General features: G+C 73.4%; 15 protein-coding genes. 6 read left to right on the top strand and 9 right to left on the bottom strand.

The genetic code is table 11. The annotated features are described in order from the left end of the window. Window positions 1-428: 428 nt before the first annotated feature. Window positions 429-878 carry a PTS sugar transporter subunit IIA gene (locus tag BA175_RS21630; protein ID WP_069173166.1) on the top strand — a complete coding sequence of 150 codons (450 nt, stop codon included), beginning with the start codon at window positions 429-431 and terminating at the stop codon, window positions 876-878. Between the two features lie 100 nt (window positions 879-978). Continuing rightward, window positions 979-2,649 carry a phosphoenolpyruvate--protein phosphotransferase gene (gene ptsP, locus BA175_RS21635; RefSeq protein WP_069173696.1) on the top strand — a complete coding sequence of 557 codons (1,671 nt, stop codon included), beginning with the start codon at window positions 979-981 and terminating at the stop codon, window positions 2,647-2,649. A gap of 89 nt (window positions 2,650-2,738) precedes the next feature. Here ptsP and BA175_RS21640 read toward each other — a convergent pair whose 3' ends face one another. Together BA175_RS21640 and BA175_RS21645 are read right to left on the bottom strand one after the other, a co-directional pair. After that, complete coding sequence (locus BA175_RS21640; RefSeq protein ID WP_069173167.1) at window positions 2,739-3,701, bottom strand: hypothetical protein; 963 nt, start codon at window positions 3,699-3,701, stop codon at window positions 2,739-2,741. A 72-nt stretch (window positions 3,702-3,773) separates the two neighbouring features. Continuing rightward, on the bottom strand, window positions 3,774-5,750 hold the full coding sequence (locus BA175_RS21645) for an acetoacetate--CoA ligase (RefSeq protein WP_069173168.1): 1,977 nt from the start codon (window positions 5,748-5,750) through the stop codon (window positions 3,774-3,776). A 240-nt stretch (window positions 5,751-5,990) separates the two neighbouring features. Here BA175_RS21645 and BA175_RS21650 point away from each other — a divergent pair, with 240 nt between their 5' ends. Beyond that, window positions 5,991-8,354 carry a glycoside hydrolase family 31 protein gene (locus BA175_RS21650; protein ID WP_069173169.1) on the top strand — a complete coding sequence of 788 codons (2,364 nt, stop codon included), beginning with the start codon at window positions 5,991-5,993 and terminating at the stop codon, window positions 8,352-8,354. On the opposite strand, the gene BA175_RS21655 is transcribed toward BA175_RS21650, so the two are convergent. Beyond that, window positions 8,345-8,842 (bottom strand): NUDIX domain-containing protein, encoded by a 498-nt coding sequence (locus BA175_RS21655; RefSeq protein ID WP_079159775.1) that lies wholly within the window; start codon window positions 8,840-8,842, stop codon window positions 8,345-8,347. The two genes, BA175_RS21650 and BA175_RS21655, sit on opposite strands and share 10 nt — an antisense overlap. 75 nt (window positions 8,843-8,917) lie before the next feature. On the opposite strand from BA175_RS21655, the gene BA175_RS21660 reads away from it, so the two are divergent. Further along, on the top strand, window positions 8,918-9,724 hold the full coding sequence (locus BA175_RS21660) for a M15 family metallopeptidase (RefSeq protein ID WP_079159727.1): 807 nt from the start codon (window positions 8,918-8,920) through the stop codon (window positions 9,722-9,724). A 149-nt stretch (window positions 9,725-9,873) separates the two neighbouring features. Next, a complete protein-coding gene (locus BA175_RS21665) occupies window positions 9,874-10,221 on the top strand; it encodes a DUF962 domain-containing protein (RefSeq protein ID WP_069173171.1) in 348 nt (115 codons plus the stop codon). 138 nt (window positions 10,222-10,359) lie between these two features. Here BA175_RS21665 and BA175_RS21670 read toward each other — a convergent pair whose 3' ends face one another. From BA175_RS21670 to BA175_RS21685, 4 genes are read right to left on the bottom strand one after another with little or no spacing between them, the layout of a single operon-like run. After that, entirely contained in the window at window positions 10,360-10,965 is a 606-nt protein-coding gene (locus BA175_RS21670) for a GTP-binding protein (RefSeq protein ID WP_069173172.1), read from the bottom strand. Beyond that, window positions 10,946-11,383, bottom strand: a complete 438-nt coding sequence (locus tag BA175_RS21675) for a DUF742 domain-containing protein (RefSeq protein ID WP_069173173.1) — start codon at window positions 11,381-11,383, stop codon at window positions 10,946-10,948. The genes BA175_RS21670 and BA175_RS21675 overlap by 20 nt, the downstream gene beginning before the upstream one ends. A gap of 9 nt (window positions 11,384-11,392) precedes the next feature. Next, complete coding sequence (locus BA175_RS21680) at window positions 11,393-11,833, bottom strand: roadblock/LC7 domain-containing protein (protein ID WP_069173174.1); 441 nt, start codon at window positions 11,831-11,833, stop codon at window positions 11,393-11,395. Then, window positions 11,830-14,646, bottom strand: a complete 2,817-nt coding sequence (locus BA175_RS21685) for a nitrate- and nitrite sensing domain-containing protein (protein WP_069173175.1) — start codon at window positions 14,644-14,646, stop codon at window positions 11,830-11,832. Before BA175_RS21685 ends, BA175_RS21680 begins: the two co-directional genes overlap by 4 nt. Before the next feature lie 461 nt (window positions 14,647-15,107). On the opposite strand from BA175_RS21685, the gene BA175_RS21690 reads away from it, so the two are divergent. After that, window positions 15,108-15,569, top strand: coding sequence for a hypothetical protein (locus BA175_RS21690; protein WP_069173176.1), 462 nt, complete (start codon window positions 15,108-15,110; stop codon window positions 15,567-15,569). 121 nt (window positions 15,570-15,690) lie between these two features. Here the strand turns inward: BA175_RS21690 and BA175_RS21695 are convergent, their stop codons facing one another. Both BA175_RS21695 and BA175_RS21700 read right to left on the bottom strand, forming a co-directional pair. Then, window positions 15,691-20,421 (bottom strand): hypothetical protein, encoded by a 4,731-nt coding sequence (locus tag BA175_RS21695; RefSeq protein WP_069173177.1) that lies wholly within the window; start codon window positions 20,419-20,421, stop codon window positions 15,691-15,693. A gap of 64 nt (window positions 20,422-20,485) precedes the next feature. Further along, the gene (locus BA175_RS21700) at window positions 20,486-21,397 is read right to left on the bottom strand and encodes a hypothetical protein (protein ID WP_069173178.1); all 912 of its coding nucleotides are present in this window, start codon (window positions 21,395-21,397) and stop codon (window positions 20,486-20,488) included. Between the last annotated feature and the right edge of the window lie 2 nt (window positions 21,398-21,399).

The following is a 21,399-nucleotide window of genomic DNA, read 5'->3' on the forward strand; positions in this document are numbered from 1 at the left end:
CCGGGCGCTTCCCTTCGTTCTTGCGTTTCCGACTCTATCAGACTCTTTCGCGTCCGATTCCCGGTCGAAGCGGGCTGCTTTCCAGTTCCTCGCTTTCGCGTTTCCCTTTCCGGCGATTCCGACTCTATCAGCAATTTCCCTATTCCCTGACCAGGCCCCGCAGGCATGCGGAACCACAGTCGGAGATACAGTCTGCGCTTGGGAGTCGCTGCCGTCCCCCGACTCGAGGTCGCGTTGGGGCCAGGCAGGAGTACGACAGTACAGGCACCGATGCGGCGAGGCAAATCCCGTGCGGTGCGCCGTCGCTCTGTCAACCGGTTGCTCTCGGGCGGAACCGGGACTTCATATGACTTACTCTGCTGACCAGTACGCCGTCTTTCGTCAGTACGGCGGCGACACAGAAATCTCCGCCCCCTGGGAGGCTCTCCATGACCACAGTGACGTCCCCTCTTGCCGGCCGCGTCATCGGACTCACCGCGGTACCCGACCCGGTGTTCTCCGGCGCGATGGTGGGACCCGGTACCGCCATCGACCCGGTGCGCGAGCCGTCCGAGGCCGTCTCGCCGGTCGACGGCATCGTCGTCTCCCTGCACCCGCACGCCTTCGTGGTCGTGGACGACCGGGGACACGGGGTGCTCACGCATCTCGGCATCGACACGGTCCAGCTCAACGGCGAGGGCTTCGAGCTCCTCGTCAACAAGGGGGACACGGTGACCCGTGGCCAGGGCATCGTGCGCTGGGACCCGGCAGGCGTGGAGGCGGCCGGCAAGTCGGCGATCTGTCCGGTCGTGGCGCTCGAAGCCACTGCCGACTCCCTCTCCGAGGTCCTCGAGGACGGCGACGTGAAGGCCGGCGAGACCCTGTTCGGCTGGCAGTGACACCCTCGGCGAAGCAACACGCCGACCAGGAGTCGCGGTAATCGGCCAGTTGGGCATCCACCGCGGCGGCGCCGCCGCCGCACAATCGGAGACGGGTGAAATGGAGACAACGCTGCGAGGCGTCGGCGTGAGCCACGGGGTGGCGATCGGCGAGGTTCGGCACATGGGCACGGCGGTCCTGGAGCCGCCCGCCAAACAGATTCCCGCGGAGGAGGCCGAGCGCGAACAGGGGCGCGCCCGCCAGGCTGTGGAAGCTGTGGCCGCCGACCTGATTGCACGCGGCAATCTGGCGGGGGGCGAGGCTCAGCACGTGCTCGAGGCCCAGGCCATGATGGCGCAGGACCCCGAGCTCATCGCCGATGTGGAACGCCGTATCGCCGTGGGCAGCACCGCCGAGCGGGGCGTGTACGACGCGTTCGCCGCCTACCGGGCGCTGCTCGCCAACGCCGGGGAGTACCTCGCAGGGCGGGTCGCCGACCTCGACGACGTACGGAACCGGATCGTCGCACGGCTGCTCGGTGTCCCGATGCCGGGCGTGCCGGACAGCGACGAGCCGTACGTCCTGATCGCCCGTGACCTGGCTCCGGCGGACACGGCGCTGCTCGACCCTGCGCTCGTCCTGGGCTTCGTCACCGAGGAGGGCGGGCCGACCAGCCACAGCGCGATCCTCGCCCGGGCGCTCGGTGTGCCGGCGGTCGTCGCCCTCCCCGGAGCCGGGGAGATCGCCGAGGGCACGGTCGTCGCGGTCGACGGCAGCACCGGCGAGATCTTCGTCGAACCGAGCGAGAGCAAGCGCTCGGAGATGCGGAGCGCCGCCGCGGCCCGCAAGGCGGCGCTGTCCGCCACGACCGGTCCCGGCGCCACGTCCGACGGTCACAAGGTTCCGCTGCTCGCCAATGTCGGCGGCCCCGGGGACGTGCCCGCGGCGGTGGAGGCCGGGGCGGAGGGCGTCGGGCTCTTCCGTACGGAGTTCCTGTTCCTGGACGACAGCGAGCGGGCGCCGTCCGAGGAGAAGCAGGTCGCCGCGTACCGCGCGGTGCTGGAGGCGTTCCCCGAGGGGCGCGTCGTGGTGCGCGTGCTGGACGCCGGGGCGGACAAGCCGCTGGCCTTCCTGACCCCGGCGGACGAGCCGAACCCCGCGCTCGGTGTCCGCGGTCTGCGCAGTCTGCTCGACCACCCCGACGTCCTGCGCACCCAGCTGACGGCGCTGTCCAAGGCGGCCGAGGGACTGCCGGTGTACCTCGAGGTCATGGCCCCGATGGTGGCCGACCGCGCCGACGCCAGGGCGTTCGCGGACGCCTGCCGGGAGGCCGGGCTGGAGGCGAAGTTCGGTGCGATGGTGGAGATCCCGTCCGCCGCACTGCGAGCGCGCTCCCTCCTGCAGGAGGTGGAGTTCCTCTCGCTGGGCACCAACGACCTGGCGCAGTACACCTTCGCGGCCGACCGTCAGGTGGGAGCCGTGTCCCGGCTGCAGGACCCTTGGCAGCCCGCCCTCCTGGATCTGGTCGCGCTGTCGGCCGAAGCCGCCAGGGCCGAGGGCAAGAGCTGCGGTGTCTGCGGTGAGGCCGCCTCGGACCCGCTGCTCGCCTGTGTGCTGACCGGACTCGGCGTCACCTCCCTCTCCATGGGTGCCGCGTCCATCCCCTACGTGCGCGCGACGCTCGCGAAGCACACGCTGGCGCAGTGTGAGCGCGCCGCGTCCGCCGCGCGGGCGGCGGACTCCGCCGAGGAGGCGCGCCTCGCCGCCCAGGCGGTGCTGTCGGGCGAATAGGTCCGGACGGTCGGCGCGCGGCGCGCGCCGACCGTCTCCGGAGTGGAAGGGGGTTTCCGCCGGTCACGGCGGGAGCCCCCTTCGGCGTGTCAGGGGTGCTCCCCCGGTTCGTCGGCGCCGAGGTCGAAACCCGCGAGGTACTCGACGCCGGGCTCCGGTGGTACGGCTTCGCCCGTGCCGGCATCGGTGCAGTAGGCGCTGAAGACCTCTCCGGCCGTGAGGGGGGCGAGACCGCCGCGGGCCAGGCGCCAGCCGTGCACCCGGTCCGGGCGGTGCGGGACGCTGGTGCGCAGGACGACACCGGCCGGGGCGCCGAGCGCGACGCCCACGGCGAGCACGGTGGTGAACTCGGTCCCCTCCGAGGCATCGGGACGGGCGTGGCCGCCCGTCTCCTGGGTGAGGTGAAGGACCGCGAGGAGCTGTTCGTGCTCCGTGGGGGTGCTGCAGACCACGTGGTGGGTGCCGGCGCCGGCCGTCTCCAGCAGCCTCGCCAGGAGGTGGGAGGCCCGGTCGAAGGCGGCGCGCCCGACGTCCTGTCCGCAGTCCGCGCAGTCCCCGAGGCCGGCCAGGAGCATCGTGGCGTACTCCCAGGTCGCCCGGCGGACGGCTCGGGAGACGAGCAGCGTGATCAGTGCGTCGACGGGCTGGCCCGTGTACGCCACGGTGGCGCCCGTGGCGGCGACTTCGGCGGTGAAGCGGCTGCGGCTCCCGCGCTCGTCGGGGTCGAGGCCGGATTCCCGGCAGAAGTCCGCGTAGTCCTCGGGGTCGAAGAGGGCGACCGTGGTGTGCATGCCCTGCGCGGCGAGTGTCCTGAGCAGGCCTTCGACCTGCTGGAGGTAGACGGTGTGGTCGTCGAAGGCGAAGCTGCGGTAGCGGCGCATCGTCGCGAAGTCCTCGGCGTCGACCAGGAGGCCGACGGTGGTGGGCGCTTCGCGGCGCAGCGTGCGTCGCAGGGAGGTGCCGGGCCGGTGCCGCCCGTGGCCGGTCCGCCTGCCGTGCTCGGCCCGCCCGACAGGCTCGGCCGTGTTCTTCGTCCGCCCGGTGTACGCCATGAGTCCCCCTGTGCATGGTGATCGATGCTCACTCAGCGTAATCAGGGGGACTGACAACGGCCTTCCGGCGGGTCAGCGGCGTTCGCGGGCCAGTGCTTCGTAGAAGTGGAGGAGTTCCAGGTTGTCGACGGAGCCCGGGTTGACCGCCTTGTCCAGGTCTGCTCCCTGGAGGAGCCGCTTGACCGGCACCTCGATGCGCTTGCCCGTGAGGGTGTGCGGGATGCCGGGGACCTCGATGATCTCGTCCGGTACGTGGCGCGGGGACAGGTGCTCGCGGATCGTCCGCTTGACGCGGTCGCGGAGTGCGTCGTCGAGCGTGGCGCCCTGAGCGAGGTGGACGAAGAGCGGCATCCAGTAGCCTCCGTCGGGCTCCTCGATGCCCACGACGAGGGACTCCCGGATCTCGGGGAGCCGTTCCACGGCCTCGTAGATGTCGGCGGATCCCATCCGCACACCCTGCCGGTTGAGCGTGGAGTCGGATCGGCCGTGGATGATGACCGAGCCTCGGTCGGTGAGGGTGATCCAGTCCCCGTGGCGCCAGACGCCGGGGTACATGTCGAAGTAGCTGTCGTGGTAGCGGCTGCCGTCGGGGTCATTCCAGAAGCGGATCGGCATGGACGGCAGCGGGTTCGTGACGACGAGCTCGCCGACCTCGCCGATCAGTGGTTCGCCCGCGGGGTCGTAGGACCGCAGGTCCGTACCGAGGCAGGGGGCCTGCAGTTCCCCGATGTGCACGGGCAGGGTGGGCACCGCTCCGGCGAAGCAGCTGCACACGTCCGTGCCGCCGCTGACGGAGGCGATCCAGAGGTCGTCGGCCACCTCGTCGTGGAGCCAGCGGAAGCCGTCGGGCGGCAGGGGGGAGCCGGTGGTGGCGACGCACTGGACACGGCTGAGGTCGTGGTCACGGCCGGGGTGAACGCCGGCCTTCCGGCACGCCATGACATAGGCGGCGGAGGTGCCGAAGAGGGTCGCGCCGGTCTGTTCGGCGACGCGCCACTGGGCGCTGATGTCCGGGTGGCCGGGGCTGCCGTCGTACAGCACGACGGTGGTGCCGGTGAGGAGGCCGGAGACAAGGAAGTTCCACATCATCCAGCCGGTGGAGGTGTACCAGAAGAAGCGGTCCTCGGGGCCGAGGTCGCAGTGCAGGCCGATCTGCTTGAGGTGTTCGAGGAGGATGCCGCCCTGCGACTGGACGAGCGCCTTCGGAAGTCCGGTGGTGCCGGAGGAGTACAGCACCCACAGCGGGTGCTCGAAGGGGACCTGTTCGAAGACCGGTTCGGGGTCGGAGGCGGTGAGGGCGGACCATTCGAGGGCTCCCTCGGGCGCGTCCGTCCCCAGGAGCGGGATGTGGACGACGGCACGCAGGGTGGGGAGTTCGCGGCGGAGTTCGGCAACGGTGCCGGCGCGGTCGTGCTCCTTGCCTCCGTAGCGGTAGCCGTCGACGGCGAACAGCACGACGGGCTCGACCTGCTGGAAGCGGTCGAGGACGCTGCGGGCGCCGAAGTCGGGGGCGCAGGAGGTCCATACGCCGCCGACCGCCGCGGTGGCGAGGAGGGCGACGACGGCCTGCGGGATGTTGGGCAGGTATCCGCTGACCCGGTCGCCGGGGGTGACACCGAGGGCGCGGAGTTCGGCGGCGAGCGAGGCGGTCTGGCGCCGGAGCTCGGACCAGCTGACGGAGACCTGGGTGTGCGTCTCGTCGACGTACACCAGGGCGGGGGCGTCCGCGCGCAGCGGGTCGTCGGCGGTGCGCAGGGCGTGCTGGGCGTAGTTGAGGGTGGAGCCGGGGAACCACTGGGCGCCGGGCATGGAGCGGTCGCCGGTCACGCGCTCGTACGGGGTGGAGAAGCGTACGTCGAACCAGTCGGCGACGGCCGCCCAGAAGCTGTCGAGCTCGTCGACGGACCAGCGGTGCAGCGCCGCGTAACCGCCGTCGGCCGGTGCCCCGTACCGGCCCGCCGCCCAGCGTTGGAAGCGGGTGACGGCAGCGGCCTCGACGCGTTCGGGGTCGGGCTGCCAGAGGGGGGCTTCGCCGGCTGCTGAGGTCATGGGGGCTCCCTGGCCTTTCGGGTACGCGGGTGTGCGTGCGTCGCGCGCACGGGCTGGGGTGTGCGCGTGAGCGGCATCCCGGACGATGCCATGTGATCGTCTTTCGCACCAGGGTCCAGCTCCCATGGCCGCGTGTCCGGCTGTGTGGTGCGGCCACAGGTGGGTGGTGCGGTGCGGGCGCAGATGAACGGAAGCTGAACGGCGTCCGTTCCGTGCCGGGCGGATGGCAGGGTGGCCCGCATGGATGGTCGTGACCTGGTGCGCTCGGTGAGACTGGTCGGTTCCGTACGGGGGATGCGTACGCTGCGTTCGGCCTGGCGGCGCCGGCGCGTGGACGCGCGGGCGCCGGTTCGGCGGGGTGCGGAGCGTGCGCGGGTGCCCGGCCTGCTGGTGAGTGCGGAGCCGGGGCCGGGCGGGGGCACGGTGCGGTTCGCCCGCTCGGAGCTGCGGATCCGGGTGTGTGCCGGCGGCGCGGTGTTCTGGTCCTGGGACGGCGCCGGGCCGCTGCCGTCGTACGCGGTGCCGGAGGACGTGCCGGAGCCGGATCCGCGGGCGGAGCTGGAGCCGGACACGAACGGTGGCTGGCAGGTCGTGTCGGAGCGGCTGACGGTGGCGGTGTCGCGGCGCGGGGCGGTGGAGCTGCGCACCCCGGGTGGGGTGCTGCTGCGCCGCGAGCTGCCGCCGCGCTGGTGGGAGCCCGTGGAAGGGGGTGTGGCGCGGTGGGTGCAGCAGTCCGAGGTGCCGGCCGACGCGCGGTTCTTCGGGCTGGGCGCGCGGGCGGGGGGCCCGCGGCTTCGGGAGGGGTCGTACCGGTTGTGGAACACCGGTACGGGCGTCCCGTCCGGGTACGGGGAGGATCCGGGGTCGCTGACGATGCCGGTCCAGGTGGTGGTGTCGGACGCCGGCACCCATCTGGCGTTCCACGACAGCACGTGGCCGGGCCGGGTGACGCTGCGCGAGGGCGAGGAGGGCGCGGGCTCCGGCCATGACCGGCCGGGGACCTGTGAGGTGCGGATGGAGGGGGGTCCGCTGCGGTGCTGGGTGGTCGTCGGCACGCCGGCCAGGGTGCTGCAGGGCTGGACCGCGCTGACCGGTGCGCCCGCGGTGCCGCCTTCGTGGGCGCTGGGTCCGCAGCACGCCAGGCCGGGCGCGGGGGGTGAGCGCGAGGTCCGGGAGGTCGTGGCCGGGTACCGGGAGCGTGGTCTGCCGCTCTCGGGGCTGCATCTGGGCCGCGGCCACCTGGCGGGCCATCAGGTGTTCACGGTGGACCGCGGCGGGTTTCCCGGTCTGCCCCGGCTGGCGAAGGAGCTGTACGAGGAGGGCGTCCGGCTGGTCGCGGTGGTGGATCCGGCGGTCCGGGCGTCGCCGGGCAACGCGGTGTTCGACGCCGGAGCGGCGGTGGGGGCGGCCGGCGCGTTCGTCCGGGACGCGTGGGGCCGTCCGGTGCGGAGCGAGGGGTGGGCGGGCGAGTGCGTCCATCCGGACTTCACCGATCCGCAGGTGCGGGAGTGGTGGGGGACGTGGTACGAGGACTGTCTGGGCCAGGGATTCTCCGGGGTGTGGCACGACGGGGACGAGCCGGTGTCGTTCGCCGCGTTCGGCGATCCGTCGCTGCCGCGTTCGGCACGGCACTCGCTGGAGGGGCGGGGCGGGGATCACCGCGAGGCGCACAACGTGTACGGCCTCGCCATGGCGCGGGCCGGTCATGAGGGGCTGCGCCGGCTGCGGCCGGACGAGCGGCCGTTCCTCCTCTCCCGTTCCGGGTGGGCGGGGATGCAGCGCTACGGCGGTACGTGGGGGGAGGTGGGCACCGGGTGGCCGGGGCTGCGGGCCTCGCTGGCCATGGTCCTCGGTCTCGGGTTGTGCGGGGTGCCGTACGCGGGGCCCGACGTCGGGGGGTCGGAGGGCACACCGTCGCCCGAGCTGTACCTGCGGTGGTTCCAGCTGGGCGCGTATCTTCCCTTGTTCCGGACGCGTGCGGCCCTCGGGACGGGGCGGCGGGAGCCGTGGGAGTTCGGCCCGGAGGTGCTGGCGCACGCGAGGTCGGCCCTGGAGGAGCGGGAGCGGCTGCGCCCGTACTTCGGGACGCTGGCGCAGCTGGCCCGCCTGACGGGCGCGCCGTACGTGCGGCCGGTGTGGTGGGAGGCGCCCGGGGACCGGGCGCTGCGGGACTGCGAGGACGCGTTTCTGCTGGGTGACGCCTTGCTGGTGGCCCCGGTACTGGAGAGCGGGGTGGACAGGAGAAGCGTGCGGCTGCCCGAAGGGCGTTGGTACGACACGGTCACCGGCCAGGCGTTCGAGGGTCCTGGGCGGGTCGTGCTGGATGCCCCCGTGTCCCGGATCCCGGTGCTGGCGCGGGCGGGTTCCGTGCTGTTGGTACGGGGTGCGGACGGGCGGCCGGAACTGGAGGTCTGGGCGCCCGTGGCGGGCCGGACCGGGGGTGGCACGGTCGTGGGTGACGTGGGTGACGGGTGGGCGCGGGCGGATGTGGAGCGGTACACGTCGCGGCTCGTGGACGGGTGCGTGGTGGTGGAGCGGGACGGCGGGGAGCGGGTGCCGTATCCGGTCCGTGTGCGGGGACTGCCGTCGGCGCGTCAGCGGTAGCGGCCGGCGAACCAGGCGCGTACGGCTTCCGTGTGCAGGGGGAAGGCGAGGGTCCCGGGGGCGTGGAGCAGGGTGTGGCCCGCGGTCTCGTCCGTCGGCGCGGAGGGCGGGAGGGTGTCGGCGGGCCGGGGCGGGAGCAGACCGAACAGCAGGAGGTGGCCGTCGGGTGAGCTGAGGGCGTCGGCGAGCCGCACGTCCGTCCTGTCGGCCTCGATACCGGTTTCCTCGCGCAGTTCCCGTACGACGGCGTGGCGCCAGTCCTCGCGGTCGTCGATGTATCCGCCCGGGAGTGCGAGGCCGCCCCGATGCGGCGGGACGGTGCGGGTGATGACGACGAGTCCGGGGCCCTGGGGGCCGGTGACGGGCAGCAGGGCGACGGCCACCGGCAGCGGATTGCGGTAGGCGGTGCGGCCGCAGGACGTGCAGGTGCGGGGCCAGGCGTGGTCGGCGTACGGAGCTCCGCAGAAGCCGCAGTGGGAGTCCTTCACGGGCAGGTCCTTCACGGGCGGACTGTATCCGATCACTCTTCTCCTGCGGCCCCGGAACTGATAGACGGTGTGCCCATGACAGTAATTGCTTCCATGCTCCGCGCCTCGGCCGCCGCTGCCGCCGCCCTGCTCACCGTGACCGCCGCCGCTCCGGCGGCCGTGGCGAAGCCGGAGCCCAAGGCTCCCCGGCAATTCGTCGACCTGCGGTCCGTCGATCCGACGATCATCACGGAGATGCGGTACACCACCGCGCACAACTTCATGGGGGAGCCGGTGGACGGTTACCGCCGGCCCGTCTGTGTCCTGACCCGGCCCGCGGCCCGTGCGCTGCACACGGCCCAGACGGCGCTCCTGCGCCGGGGGTACTCGCTCAAGGTGTACGACTGCTACCGGCCGCAGCGGGCGGTGGACCACTTCGTGCGGTGGGCGAAGGATCTCGACGACCAGGCCATGAAGGGCGAGTTCTATCCGCACGTCGACAAGACGCGTCTGTTCGAGGACGGTTACATTGCCGAGAAATCCGGTCACAGCCGGGGCAGCACGGTGGACCTGACGCTGGTGAAACTGCCCGCGCAGCCCACCCGCCCCTACGTGCCGGGCGAGGACCTCGCACCCTGCTACGCGCCGCAGGACGAGCGTTTCCCGGACAACTCGGTCGACATGGGCACCGGTTACGACTGCTTCGACACCTTGTCGCACACCGACGACCCACGGGTACAGGGGGTGCAACGCGCCAACCGGCAGTTCCTCAAGGAGACGCTCGCCGGCCTCGGCTTCGTGAACCTGGCCGAGGAGTGGTGGCACTACACGTACAAGCCCGAGCCCTTCCCGGACACGTACTTCGACTTCCCGGTCGCCCGGCGTTCGGTCGCCGGCCACTGACGCCCCGGTTCGGAGGCGGCCCGACCGGGGGGGCCTCGGGCAGGGGAACGGGTGGCCGGGACCACCCCCGTGGGCTCCGGCCACCCGTTCTCCCTCTCGGACGCGGAACTGCCGTATCCGGTTGCCGGATCAGCCGTTACGGTGCCCTCATGCCACAACAGACGTTCGCTTCGTTCGAGGAGTTCTGGCCCTACTACGTCGCCATGCATTCCAGGGCGGCGACCCGGTGGGTCCATCTGACGGGGACGCTGACCGGCCTCGCCGTCACCGCCTACGGGCTCGCGCGGGGCCGTAAGCGGTACGCCGCGGCACTGCCGCTGATCGGGTACGGCACGGCGTGGCCCGCGCATCTGCTCATCGAGAGGAACAACCCGGCGACGTTCGGGCACCCCGTGTGGTCGCTGCGCGGCGACGTGCGGATGATCCGGACGATGCTCGCGGGGCGGGACCGGGAGCTGGCGGAGACGGCGGCCGGGTGGCTCGCCCGGAATACCTGAGACCCTTACCGCCGCGCAGGATTGACGGGCCGTCAGCCAGGGTGAACACTCCTGCCACGGCCGTCGCCCGTACGTGCCGTCCACACGGCCCGTACCCCGGTCGGCGGGGGTACGGGCCGTGTGCGGTGCCGCCGGTACTCAGGCCCTGGCGGGTTCCCGGCGCAGGTCGGCCCGCGCCAGCGCGTGTTCGACGACCGCGACCAGCACATCCCGGACGGACGGGCGGTCGCGCGCGTCGCAGAGCAGCACCGGCACCTCGGGGTCGAGGTCGAGTGCCGCCCGCACCGTGGGGACGGGGAACTGCTCGGCGCCCTCGAAGAGGTTGACGGCGACGGCGAACGGGATCCGGCGGCGCTCGAAGTAGTCGACCGCCGCGAAGCTGTCCTCCAGCCGACGGGTGTCGGCCAGCACCACCGCCCCCAGGGCGCCTTGGGCCAGCTCGTCCCAGAGGAACCAGAAGCGGTCCTGGCCCGGTGTCCCGAAGAGGTAGAGGACCAGATCCTCTCTGAGCGTGATCCGCCCGAAGTCCATGGCCACCGTGGTGGTGTTCTTGGCCTCGACCCCGGCGAGATCGTCCACGGGTCGGCCCGCCTCGCTCAGCGTCTCCTCCGTGCGCAGCGGCCTGATCTCGCTGACCGCCCCCACGAGTGTCGTCTTGCCCACGCCGAAGCCACCCGCCACCAGGATCTTCAGGGTGACGGGCTCGACGGGCCGCTTCCTGCGGCTAGAGCGCCCGAAGGCCATTGATCACCTCGCGAAGAATGCTCACGTCCGGCAGTTCGGCCGGCGGAACGGGACGGGTGACGTGCACCAGTTCGTCCTCGACGAGATCACCCACCAGGACGCGGACCACCCCGACGGGGAGGTCGAGTCCGGAGGCGAGCTCGGCGATCGACTGGGGCATGTCGCTGCACAGTTCGACGATCTCCACGTGTTCCGGGGAGAGCGTCTGGTCACGGCCGGGATCGTCGGCCGCGGGTTCGGGCACGACGAGCGCGATCAGGTCGAGACGGTGCCGGGACGCGCTGCTGGTCCGCCCCCGGGTCATCGCGTAGGGGCGGACCACCGGGCCGGCCTCGGCGTCGTACCAGCGGGAGGGATCAGCGGCCGCCGGAGCCTGCGGCGGACCGGAAGCGGCGTCCCGGACGGAGTCGGCGCTCATGCCATCCCCTCACCCTCCGGCGGGCGTACCGGTCGTCCGGGGGGAGTTGGCAAGGTGGGCCCCCACGCGCTTGACCATCAGGGTCATCTCGTACGCCACCTGGCCGACGTCCGAGTCGGAGTCGGACAGGACGGCGAGGCAGCTGCCGTCACCGGCCGCCGTGACGAAGAGGAAGGCGTCGTCGAGCTCGACGACGGTCTGCCGGACGCGGCCCGCGTCGAAGTGGCGGCCGACTCCCTTGGCGAGGCTGTGGAACCCGGAGGCGACGGCAGCCAGGTGTTCGCTGTCCTCACGGGTGAGGTCCTGCGACGTGCCGGTGGCGAGGCCGTCGCTGGACAGCACCAGGGCCTTGCGGATACTCGCGACGCGCTCGACCAGTTCGTCGAGGAGCCAGTCGAGTTCGCCGGAGCCCTGGCGTGCGGTGCGGTGTGCGGCGTTCGGTGCGGTCATCGACCGTCCCCTCCCGGAGTCGTTCCTGGTGCTGTCTCGCCGTGGCCGGTCCCGTCCTCGGCGTTCTGCCGACGGCCGCGCTGCCAGCCGCGTTGAAGCGAAGCCATGCGATTGCGTACGTCGTCCGCGTCACGTTCGAGGTCCTCGTCGGTGACGGCGGGGGTGTTGCCGGGGGTCCGTCCTGCGGAGTCCTCCCGTAGCTGTGGGGCCAGGTTCGCCTGGCGGACCCTGCGGGGCAGCCCGCCCACCGTGTCCGGTGCGGCCGGCCGGGGGGCGGAGCCGCGCTGCGGCGGGCGGGCCGCCGGCTCGTCGGCGGGCGCCGCGAAGCCCTCGCCCGCTCCGGGGGCCTGCCGGGAGGTCCCGGGGGCCGCGGGTGCGGGGACGCGGCCCGGGGACCCCGGGAAGCCCGCGGGGCGGACCGGGGAGTCGTCCGGTGGCGTGGGATGGGAGCGGCCGGGCTCGCCGACCCGGCGGCCCCTGTCGGTCACCAGCGTGGGCGTGGTGCGACGGGGCAGGGGGGCCGGGCCCGAGGGACGCATGGGGCGGACGTCGGCCATGGGCCCGTCCGTCCGGTCGCCGGCCTGCTGATGCTGTTCGCGGTCGTCGTCCCGACGCAGGTCACGGGCGCGGAAGATACCTCCGCGCTCGCTCTCGGTGTCCTCCAGGTCCGACACCCCGTCGAGGACGGGGGCCAGGGCCGGGTCGAGTGCCCGGTCGAGTGCCGCGTCGTCGAGGCCGAGGCCGCCCACCGGGCCCTCGAGCTCCACGGGGCCGTCGAGGACCGCCGGGTCGGTGGGACCGCTGGGGGCCGGCCCGAGCCCGGAGGACCTGCCGGCGCCGTCCACCGCGCCGTCCCGGCGGCCGCCGATGGCCTTCTCGGCCCGGCGGTCGAGGCGGAAGCCCGTGCCGTGGACGTCCGGTGCGTCGGTGAGCAGTTGTGCGGGGATGAAGACGACGGCGGTCGTGCCTCCGTACGGCGAGGTCTGCAGGGAGACCCTGACGTTCTGCCGCTGGGCGAGCCGGCTGACCACGAAGAGGCCGAGCCGGTCGGTGTCGGAGAGTTCGAAGTCGGGAGTCTCGGCGAGGCGCAGGTTGGCGTCCAGCAGGAATTCCGGGGCCATGCCGAGGCCCCGGTCGTGGATCTCCAGCGTGAAGCCGTTCGCCACGCGTTCGCCGTGCACCTGGACCGCGGTGTGCGGGGGCGAGAACATGGTGGCGTTCTCGAGGAGTTCGGCGATCAGGTGGGTGAGGTCGGCGACCGCGGGGCCGCCCACGCCGATCCTGGGCAGGCGGCGGACCTCGATCCGTTCGTAGTCCTCCACCTCGGCGACCGCCGCACGTACGACGTCCATCAGCTGGATGGGCTTGCGCCACTGGCGGGACGGGGCCGCGCCCGAAAGGATCACCAGGCCTTCGGCATGGCGCCGCATGCGGGTGGTGAGGTGGTCGAGGCGGAAGAGGTCGGCGAGTTCGTCGCTGTTCTCGGTACGGCGCTCCATGGTGTCCAGGAGCGTGAGCTGGCGGTGCAGGAGCACCTGGTTGCGCCGGGCCAGGTTCACGAAGACCTCGGAGACCCCGCGGCGCATGTCGGCCTGCTTGACGGCGGCCTCGACGGCGGCCCGCTGCAGGGTGTTGAGTGCCTGGCCGACCTGGCCGATCTCGTCCCGTTCGTAATGGAGGTGCGGGGCCTCGGTCTCGACGTCGACCTGTTCACCCGCCGCAAGCCGCCGCATCACGCTGGGCAGCCGCACCCCGGACACCTCGTGGGCGTCCTTGCGCAGCCGGGAGAGGTCGCGGATGAGTTCCCGTCCCACGCGCACGGACACGAAGACGGACACGAGCAGGGCGACGAAGCCGAGGACGCCGGCGACTCCGGCCTTGATCAGGACGCGGTAGCCGGCGGGCTCGGCCCGGTCCTGGAAGCGGTGGGACATCTCGGTGCCGTCGTGGGCCAGGCTGTCCAGGACCGGGGTGGCCACCTCCTGCCAGCGCACGGCGTCGACGGCACCGGTCTTCCTGAACGGGCCGGCCGCGATGAGCTGCTGTTCGGTGGTGCGCAGCGGTTCGGTGTCGGGGCCGCCCCAGTACTGCTCCATGCGGGTGCGTTCGGCCGCGGGCAGGAGCTCGAGGTTGACCTCGTACAGGAGTCCGCGGTTGGCGACGAGGTCGGACACGGCGCGGAGTTCGGGGGCGCCCAGCCGTCCCGCGACGAGCCCCGAGGTGATCAGGGCGTCTTCGCGGGAGAGCATCTCCCTGGCCCGGGAGACGCCGACCAGGGCCCGGACCTGCTTGTCCATCGAGACGTTCTCCCGCGTGTGGAGACCGTTGAGGAAGCGGTAGCAGGGGTCGACGAGGCCGTTGTAGAAGTCGAGCGCCCTGGTCCGGTCGATGGTGCGCTTCTCGACGGAGTCGCGCAGCGCGTCCAGTCCGTCGATCTCGCCGAGGATCGAGTCGAGCCTCGACTCGGCGTCCGCGCTGAGGGCGTCGCGGATGTCGTCGCGCCGGGCGCTCCGGCGGACGTCCGCCACGACCCGGTCGGTCGCCGCGCGTTGCCGGCGCAGGAGGGGCAGGGCGTCGGAGGCCCGGGGGTCGGCGAGGAAGACGAGCGTCTGGCGGCGTTCACCCTGCACCGCGCGGACGGTCTCCTCCAGCGGGTGGCCGACCTTCTCCACGATGGCGCTCGCGCCCATCAGCGCACCGGCTTCGCGCCCGGTGATGTAGGTGGCGAAGACCCACAGGCCCGTGAGTGAGAGGAGCGGCACCAGGAGCAACGCCACGATCTTCCTGCGGATGGACTTCCCGCGAAAGCGCATGGCCTCCCCCAGCTCGACCCCGCACCGCGGGGGTGGTTGTCCGGTGCTCCGTGGTGGTTCACCGAAGGTCCGTCGGTGTTCCGTCAACAAACGGCGCGAGCCTACTACTGACCTACGGGTAACTCGACGGCGCTTCCGGCCGCTTTTCGGCCGTAGATCCCGGAGTTGACCACCAGTTGTCCTGGTATTCCCTACGAAGAAATTCGCGAAAGCGACAGAGAGCGCCGGACCGTCGGCCGCGTACCCGCGTGAGTCAGTTGGCCGGAAGTGTGCGGTCCGCGACCTCGCGGGGCCGATTGCGTACGTTCCCGGGAATCTTCCTCGCCCTGCGTTCGTCCCTCTGTACGGGGCAGAGGACAGGACGGGGCTCGTGCGGCGCGTCGGCGGGCACCGCCCGCGTAGAACGGGCGCAAGCCGGGCAGCCACCCTTCGGTCCGACAGTGGTGGGGAGTTGAAGGTCTGTGGAAACGGACGAGCGCCGGAGTGGGGTGCGGGCGGCAGCCGCGGCGCCGGAACCGGCGGGCAGGGCACGGGTCCCTCGGCAGTTGTGGGTGGAGGAACCCGCGGAGCGACGGCGGATGCCTGATCCGGTGCGGACGGCTGCCGTGCGCGCCGTGCTCATCATGTCGCTCACGATCATCCAGGCCGTGGTGGCGTTCCTGTGCACGCTGGCGGGCTCGTGGCTCGCCTTTCCCATGGTGGTCAGCGGGGTGGCCAGCACGGTGGTGGCCACGTGGTCGGTGCTGGACGTGTGGGTCACCCGGCAGGTGTGGAACCAGCGGCACGGCGTGGTCTCGGTGCCGAGCAGCACGGCTCGCCGGATGCGCCGCGAGCGGCGGGCTGCCCGGCGCGAGGCCCGGAGCCGGGCCCGCAAGGAAGCCCGGATACGCCGCCGGGGAGCGGGCGGGCTCTCCCGGGCCTGACAGCGCACGCACCGGCGGCCGGGGAGCGGAGCGGCGGTGTCCTGTCCGGGCGGGGCCGCCGGTCCCCGGCTTGCGCGGGGCCCCACCCGGGGTGGCCGGCCGGGTGGGGCGGGGGTCCGTGTCAGTGGAGTGCCGTCTCCGTACGCATCTCCGGGACCTGTGCACCGCCTCCGGTCTCGGAGGTCTGCGCGGACCGCTTGAACATGCGCGTCGCGGTGATCTCCCCGTGGACGGTCTCCCCCTCGGGGTCCTGCTGCGGAAGCCCGGGGCGAAGGTGCTCCTCGACGCTGATGTACTTCAGTCCGGCCCGCAGGTCCGCGTCGTTGCGGAGCCGGATGACCAGCGGGAACTCGGCGAGGGCCGTGGTGTCGAACAGCCCGGTGGTGTAGAGCAGCTGGACGCCCAGCGCGTCGGCCACGGCGCGCTGCAGTTCCAGCAGATAGGTGGCGTTGGCCCGGCCGATGGGGTTGTCGAGGAAGAGCGTTCCCGCGTGCCGGTGCCGGTCGCGCCCCCGGTCGTTGCTGCGCAGGGCCGCCATCGTGCAGTACAGGGCGATCGCCGCGGTGAGCAGCTGACCGCCGGAGAAGACGTCCCCCATCTGTCCGACCGGGACCCGCTCGGCGCGCAGTACCGCGTCCGGCTTGAGGATCTCCACGGCGATTCCCTTGGGCCGCAGGGCCGCCTGCACGCCGCGCAGCAGCAGGGACATGCCGTCCCGGCGCAGGTCCGAGTTCTTCTTGAGCGCCGCGTGGGTGGCCTCGTCGATGACCTCGCCGAGCCGTTCGGTGAGGGTGGCCTGGTCGGGTTCCTCGAAGCGGATCCGGAGGAACTCCTGCCCGGACCATTCGCCGAGTCCCTCGGGGAGCTGGGAGAGCCGCTGGGCGGAACGGAGAGTCGTGAGGGCGGACTCCACGAGACCGCGCAGCCGGTCGACGATGGAGTCGCGGTTGCGTTCGAGCTGGGCCAGCTCGTCGGTCAGGACGCGCAGCCGGGGGGCGAAGGCCGTCGCCCACTTCTCCGCGTGGTCGGGCAGGGCGGCCGCGGGCAGTTCCCTGATCTGCTGCCGTGCCGGAGTCCGGACCTGTTCGTAGCGGGTGGAGTTGGCATGGCGTACGAGCACGTCGCTCGCCTCCCGTACGGAGCTCTCCGCCGCCGACAGCTCGGTGGCGCAGCCGCGCAGTGAGCGGCGGGCCTCGGCGGCGGACTGCCGGGCCTCCTCCAGGGTGCCGGTGTACGGGACGGGGTCCTCGGCTCCGTCGTCCGTGCCGTGGTCCCTGAGCAGGTCGCGCAGGAGGGCCGCGGTCTCGTCGAACCCGCCGGCGGAGTCCTCGGCGGTCCGGTGGGCGCGCAGGAGTTCGGCGTGGGCGGCGCGGGCGGTGTCCAGGGCCTCGGTGGCGGAGGCCAGTTCGGCCGTGGCCGTGCGGAGCAGGTGCTGGGCGTGGTCGGCGTCGGCCGGGGAGAGGTCCGCGGGGAGCTCGGTGTGGTGGGGCGCGTCGTCGCCGGGGGCGAGCCGCTCGGCCTCCCCGCGCAGCCTGCCGAGCTGCTCGCTGGCCGTGGACGCCCGCGTCTCCAGGAGCTGGACGAGCCTCTCCGCGCGTGCCGCGGCCGCCTGCCGGGAGGGCCCGTCGGCGCCGTCGGTGCCTTCGAGGAGCTGGGCGGCGCGGGTACGGACCTTGTTGGTGAGGCGGTCCAGCTCGGCCAGGGCGGCGCTCTCGTCGCTCTCGGCACGGGCCTGCTCGGCCCGCAGGTCGGCGCCGACGCCGACCTTCTCGTAGAGCTGGGAGGCCGCCCGGTACGCCTCGCGCAGGGCGGGCAGCGAGGTGCGTGCGCTGCCCGCCGCCGGCTCCGGAAGGGTCTCCGGGGCGCCGGCGATCTCGGCACGCTCGGCCCGCAGGGCCCGGGCGGTGCGGTGGGCGTCGTCCGCGGCGCGCTGAGCTGCCCGGCGGTCCTCGTCCGCGGCGCGGGCGCGCTCCAGGCAGGCCGTGGCGCGTGCCTCGGACTCGGCCGCCTCGTCGGTGAGTTCGCGGAGCCGGGCCTGCCAGGCCGCGCGGTCGCGGAGGCGGTGGGCGAGACCGGCGAGGGCGTCGGCGGCACGGCGGGCGCGCTGGGCGGTCTCCTGCCGCTCCTCGCGGACCCGGGTGGCGTCGGTGGCCGCCTCGTCGGCCTCGGCGCGGACGGTGCGGGCCTCGGCGAGAACGGCTTCGGCGGTCTCGGCGGCGGTGCGGGCGGTACGGGCGCCCTCGGCGAGCTCGCCGAGCATGCCGGGCGGGCAGTCGGCGCGCCACGCGGCGATACGGGCGGCGAGGGCCCGGTCGGCGGTGAGCCGGGCCGCGAGCGTGCGGATGTCCTCGTCGCGGGCGGCGGCCCGGGTCCTGAGGGCCTGGCGTTCCTCGTCGGCGGCGTGCTCGTCGTGCATCGCCGGGTTGGGCGGGACCAGGAACACATCGTCGCTCCCGCTCCCGCTGCCGGTGCCGGGCGCCGGCACGGGAGCGAGGAGCGCGGCGGCCGTGCCGACGGCGACGGCGGAGCGGGGCAGCAGCGCGGCGGCGGCCAGGACCTCCCGGGCGCGGAGGTGGGCGTCCGGGTCGGTGATGACGACGCCGTCGACCAGTTCGGGGCGTGCGGCGAGTACGGCGGCGTGGTCCGCGGGGTCGACGGCCTGGGCGAGGTAGCGCCAGCCGGGCAGTGCGGGGATGCCGTGCTCACCGAGGTACTCGACGGTCGCCAGGACGTCGGGGCCGGGCGGCAGCAGTCCTCCGTCACCGAGGGCCCCGAGGATGCGGGAGTCGTCGGCGGCCGCTGTCCGCAGGTCGAAGAGCCTGCGTTCGGCGGACGCGACGCCTTGGTCGAGGAGTTCTCGCAGCTCGTCGGCGGCCGCGTCGAATTCCTCGGCGGTGAGCGCGTGCGGGTCGTGGGCGGCGGGGCCCGCCCCGCGCGGTGCGCTCCCGTCCGTCTCCCCCGTATCGGCGGCGGACCGGCGGGAGCCCGGCAGGCCGGCACCGGGCGCGCCCGGCAGACCCAGCAGGTCGGTGAGGCGGTGGTCGGCCGCGATCGACTCGGCGGCCCTGCGCTCGGCTTCGTACGACTGTTCGGCGGCCTGGGCGGCGTCGGCGGCGCGTGCGGCGCCGAGTTCGGCGCGGCTCTCGGCCGCGGCGGCTTCCCGTGCGTGGTCGGCCGCGGCGCGGGCGGCTTCCCTGGCGGTGTCCCAGGCGGCGACCGCGGACTGCTCCGCGTCGTTCGCGGCGAGCGCCGCGCGGGCCGGGTCGGCGTCCGGCGCGGTGTCGTCGAGCCAGCCCGCCCGTACGGCTTCGGCGGTCTCCTGCTCGACCTCGGCGAGGCGCTGGCGCAGGTGCCCGGCCTCGCTGCGGGCGCGCTGGGCCTCGGTCGCGGCGGTGGTCGCGTCGCGGTGGGCCGTCTCGCCGGTGACCTGGAGGGTGGCGGAGCGCTCCTCCTCCTCGTCGGCCAGGCGCTCGCCCGCCTCCGCGGCCGTGTGCAGGGCGCGTACGAGGTCGGCGGCGGCCGTGGCGCGGGCGGCGAGGGCGGGGGCCGCGTCACGCTCGGCCTCCCGGATGGCCACGGCGACGCGTGCGGAGCGGTCCGCCGCCGCACGGTGGCGCAGGACCGCCTCGGCGGCCTGCCAGGCGGCGTGCAGGGTGCGTGCCTCGCCCAGTTCGCGGCGCTGTGCCCCCGCTCCCTTCTCGGCGGCGGTCAGGGCCAGCGAGGCGTGCCGGTAGGCCAGTTCGGCCGCGATCAGGGCACGCCGGCCGCGGTCCGCCTCGGCCTCGGTGACGGTGCGGGCCGCTGCGGTGACCTGCTCGGCGAGCTCCGCGGTGCGGCCGCGTTCCTCCTCGGCGCGGGCGGAGAGCCTGCGCACGAGGGTGCGGGTGCGCCGCTCGGCACCCGCGTGGATGTCGCGGCTGCGGGCCCTGGTTGCCGTGGCGTCGACGATCCGGCCGAGCAGTTCGACTGAGCCGGCGGTGAAGTCGCGCTCGGCGGTGAGCTCGGCGCGACGGCCCAGTTTGTTGCCGAAGCCGCTGACGAGGTCGGCGAGACCGTCGGTGTCGCGGGTGTCGGTGACCGCGCGCAGCAGCAGATCGGTGAAGTCGGAGTCCTTCTTGACGGCGAAGAGTCCGGCGGCCTCGCCCTCGTCGGCGTTCATCTCACGCTGGTAGCGGAAGAGTTCGGGGTCGAGCCCGAGCTCGCCGAGGTGTTCGTTCCAGCGGTCGTGGATCTCCTCCCAGTGCACGTCGAGGTGCTGGTAGAACTTGCCCGCGTCGGTGAGGGCGTCCCGGAAGCCCTTCATCGTGCGGCGCCTGCCCTGGGCGCCGGAGACGCCCTCGGCGGGCCGGCCCACGGCGCTGGCCTCGGCGACCGGCAGACTGTCCAGGCTGAGGCCCGGGCCGGGGCGGAAGGAGTACCAGGCCTCCGCGAACTTGCGGGGGTCGTTGGAGACCTGGCGTCCGCGCCATTCGCTGACCTTGCCGACGACGAGGCACTCACCGGTGAGGGTGTGCTGCCATTCCAGGGCGACGTGCCCGCAGTCGTCGGCGAGCAGGAACTTGCGCAGGACGCCGGAGCTGGCCCCGCCCAGGGTGTTGCGGTGCCCCGGCAGCATCACGGAGAAGATCAGCTTGAGCAGGACGGACTTGCCGCCGCCGTTCTCCAGGAAGAGCACCCCCGCGGGCGCCGGGCGGCGTGGCGGGCCTACGGGTTCGTCCTCGAAGAACTCCGCCTGGGCCGGGGCGGGGCGCGGCACGGGCTCCCCTACTCCGCGCAGGTCGAGCACGGTGTCGGCGTAGCGCGCACCGGCGGGCCCGATGGAGTAGAGGCGGACCCGGGACAACTCGTACATGGCGGCGGACTCTCGTGGTTCGGGCGGCGGGGGGACGGCTGCTCCGGCAGCGGGCGGGGCGGGGTCAGGAGTGGAACGGCAGCCCCGCGTCGGCGGCCAGCTCCAGGCCGTCGGCGTCGGGCGGGGGCAGCAGGGTGGCGGAGCCGTCCGTGACCGGGACGACGCCGAGTTCCAGCAGTTCGGCCATGGCGGCGCCGGCCGCCATGTCCCGAACCTGGAGCTGGTAGCGGGCTGTGGTGCGGTACGCGCCGCCCGCGTCGTCCCCGGTGCGCTGGAGGAATCCCGAGTCGGTGAGGAAGGCGACGGCCTTGCCGATGATGCCGGTGGTGGAACCGGCGAGCCTGCGGGCGTCCTTGGTGGCGCCCGTGGCACTGCGGCGGGCGTAGATGCGCCACCCCGACTCCAGTCCGGGGGCGTCGGTGGCCGGGTCGGTGTTGTCGCCCTGCTGCTCGGCGCGCTCCTCCAGGCGGTGGCATGCCTGGCGGACGAAGGCGTCGACGCCGTTGACGGTGATACGGCCGATGTACGCGTCGTCGGCGAGGTCCTCGGGGCGGGGGAAGGCCATGGCCGCGACGGCGAGGTGGGCCAGCCCGTGCAGGAAGCGGTCGGCGGCGTCGGACGAGGCCCGCCGGGCGTAGTCGCCCATGCGCACCGCGAAGACCGAGTCCTCCGCGGCGGTCACCGCCATCCCGGCACGGGTGGAGACCTCCAGGACGATGAGTCCGAGCCCGGTGGCGACGGCGTCCGCGAGCCGGGCGAAGGCCGGCTCCTCGCGGTAGCGGCGCAGCAGGTCGGCATACGTGGCATCGCGGGCCGGCAGGAGCTTGGGCTGCAGTCCGAAGGAGACGAGCCGGGCCGCGTCGGCCGCGTCCGCGGGGGTGACCGCGGCCGGAGCGGCAGGTGGTGCGGCGCCGTCGGCGGGTGCGGGCGACGGTTCGTCCCACGCTTCGGTGTGCTCGGCGTACTGCTCGCTCAACT

The organism is Streptomyces griseus (assembly GCF_001715295.1).
Classification (GTDB): domain Bacteria; phylum Actinomycetota; class Actinomycetes; order Streptomycetales; family Streptomycetaceae; genus Streptomyces; species Streptomyces griseus_G.

Bases quoted from the DNA above. Each gene is read 5' to 3' on its own strand.
- BA175_RS21630 (WP_069173166.1), top strand. From the start codon at position 429: ATGACCACAGTGACGTCCCCTCTTGCCGGCCGCGTCATCGGACTCACC.
- ptsP (WP_069173696.1), top strand. From the start codon at position 979: ATGGAGACAACGCTGCGAGGCGTCGGCGTGAGCCACGGGGTGGCGATC.
- BA175_RS21640 (WP_069173167.1), bottom strand. From the start codon at position 3,701: ATGGCGTACACCGGGCGGACGAAGAACACGGCCGAGCCTGTCGGGCGG.
- BA175_RS21645 (WP_069173168.1), bottom strand. From the start codon at position 5,750: ATGACCTCAGCAGCCGGCGAAGCCCCCCTCTGGCAGCCCGACCCCGAA.
- BA175_RS21650 (WP_069173169.1), top strand. From the start codon at position 5,991: ATGGATGGTCGTGACCTGGTGCGCTCGGTGAGACTGGTCGGTTCCGTA.
- BA175_RS21660 (WP_079159727.1), top strand. From the start codon at position 8,918: ATGACAGTAATTGCTTCCATGCTCCGCGCCTCGGCCGCCGCTGCCGCC.
- BA175_RS21665 (WP_069173171.1), top strand. From the start codon at position 9,874: ATGCCACAACAGACGTTCGCTTCGTTCGAGGAGTTCTGGCCCTACTAC.
- BA175_RS21670 (WP_069173172.1), bottom strand. From the start codon at position 10,965: ATGGCCTTCGGGCGCTCTAGCCGCAGGAAGCGGCCCGTCGAGCCCGTC.
- BA175_RS21675 (WP_069173173.1), bottom strand. From the start codon at position 11,383: ATGAGCGCCGACTCCGTCCGGGACGCCGCTTCCGGTCCGCCGCAGGCT.
- BA175_RS21680 (WP_069173174.1), bottom strand. From the start codon at position 11,833: ATGACCGCACCGAACGCCGCACACCGCACCGCACGCCAGGGCTCCGGC.
- BA175_RS21685 (WP_069173175.1), bottom strand. From the start codon at position 14,646: ATGCGCTTTCGCGGGAAGTCCATCCGCAGGAAGATCGTGGCGTTGCTC.
- BA175_RS21695 (WP_069173177.1), bottom strand. From the start codon at position 20,421: ATGTACGAGTTGTCCCGGGTCCGCCTCTACTCCATCGGGCCCGCCGGT.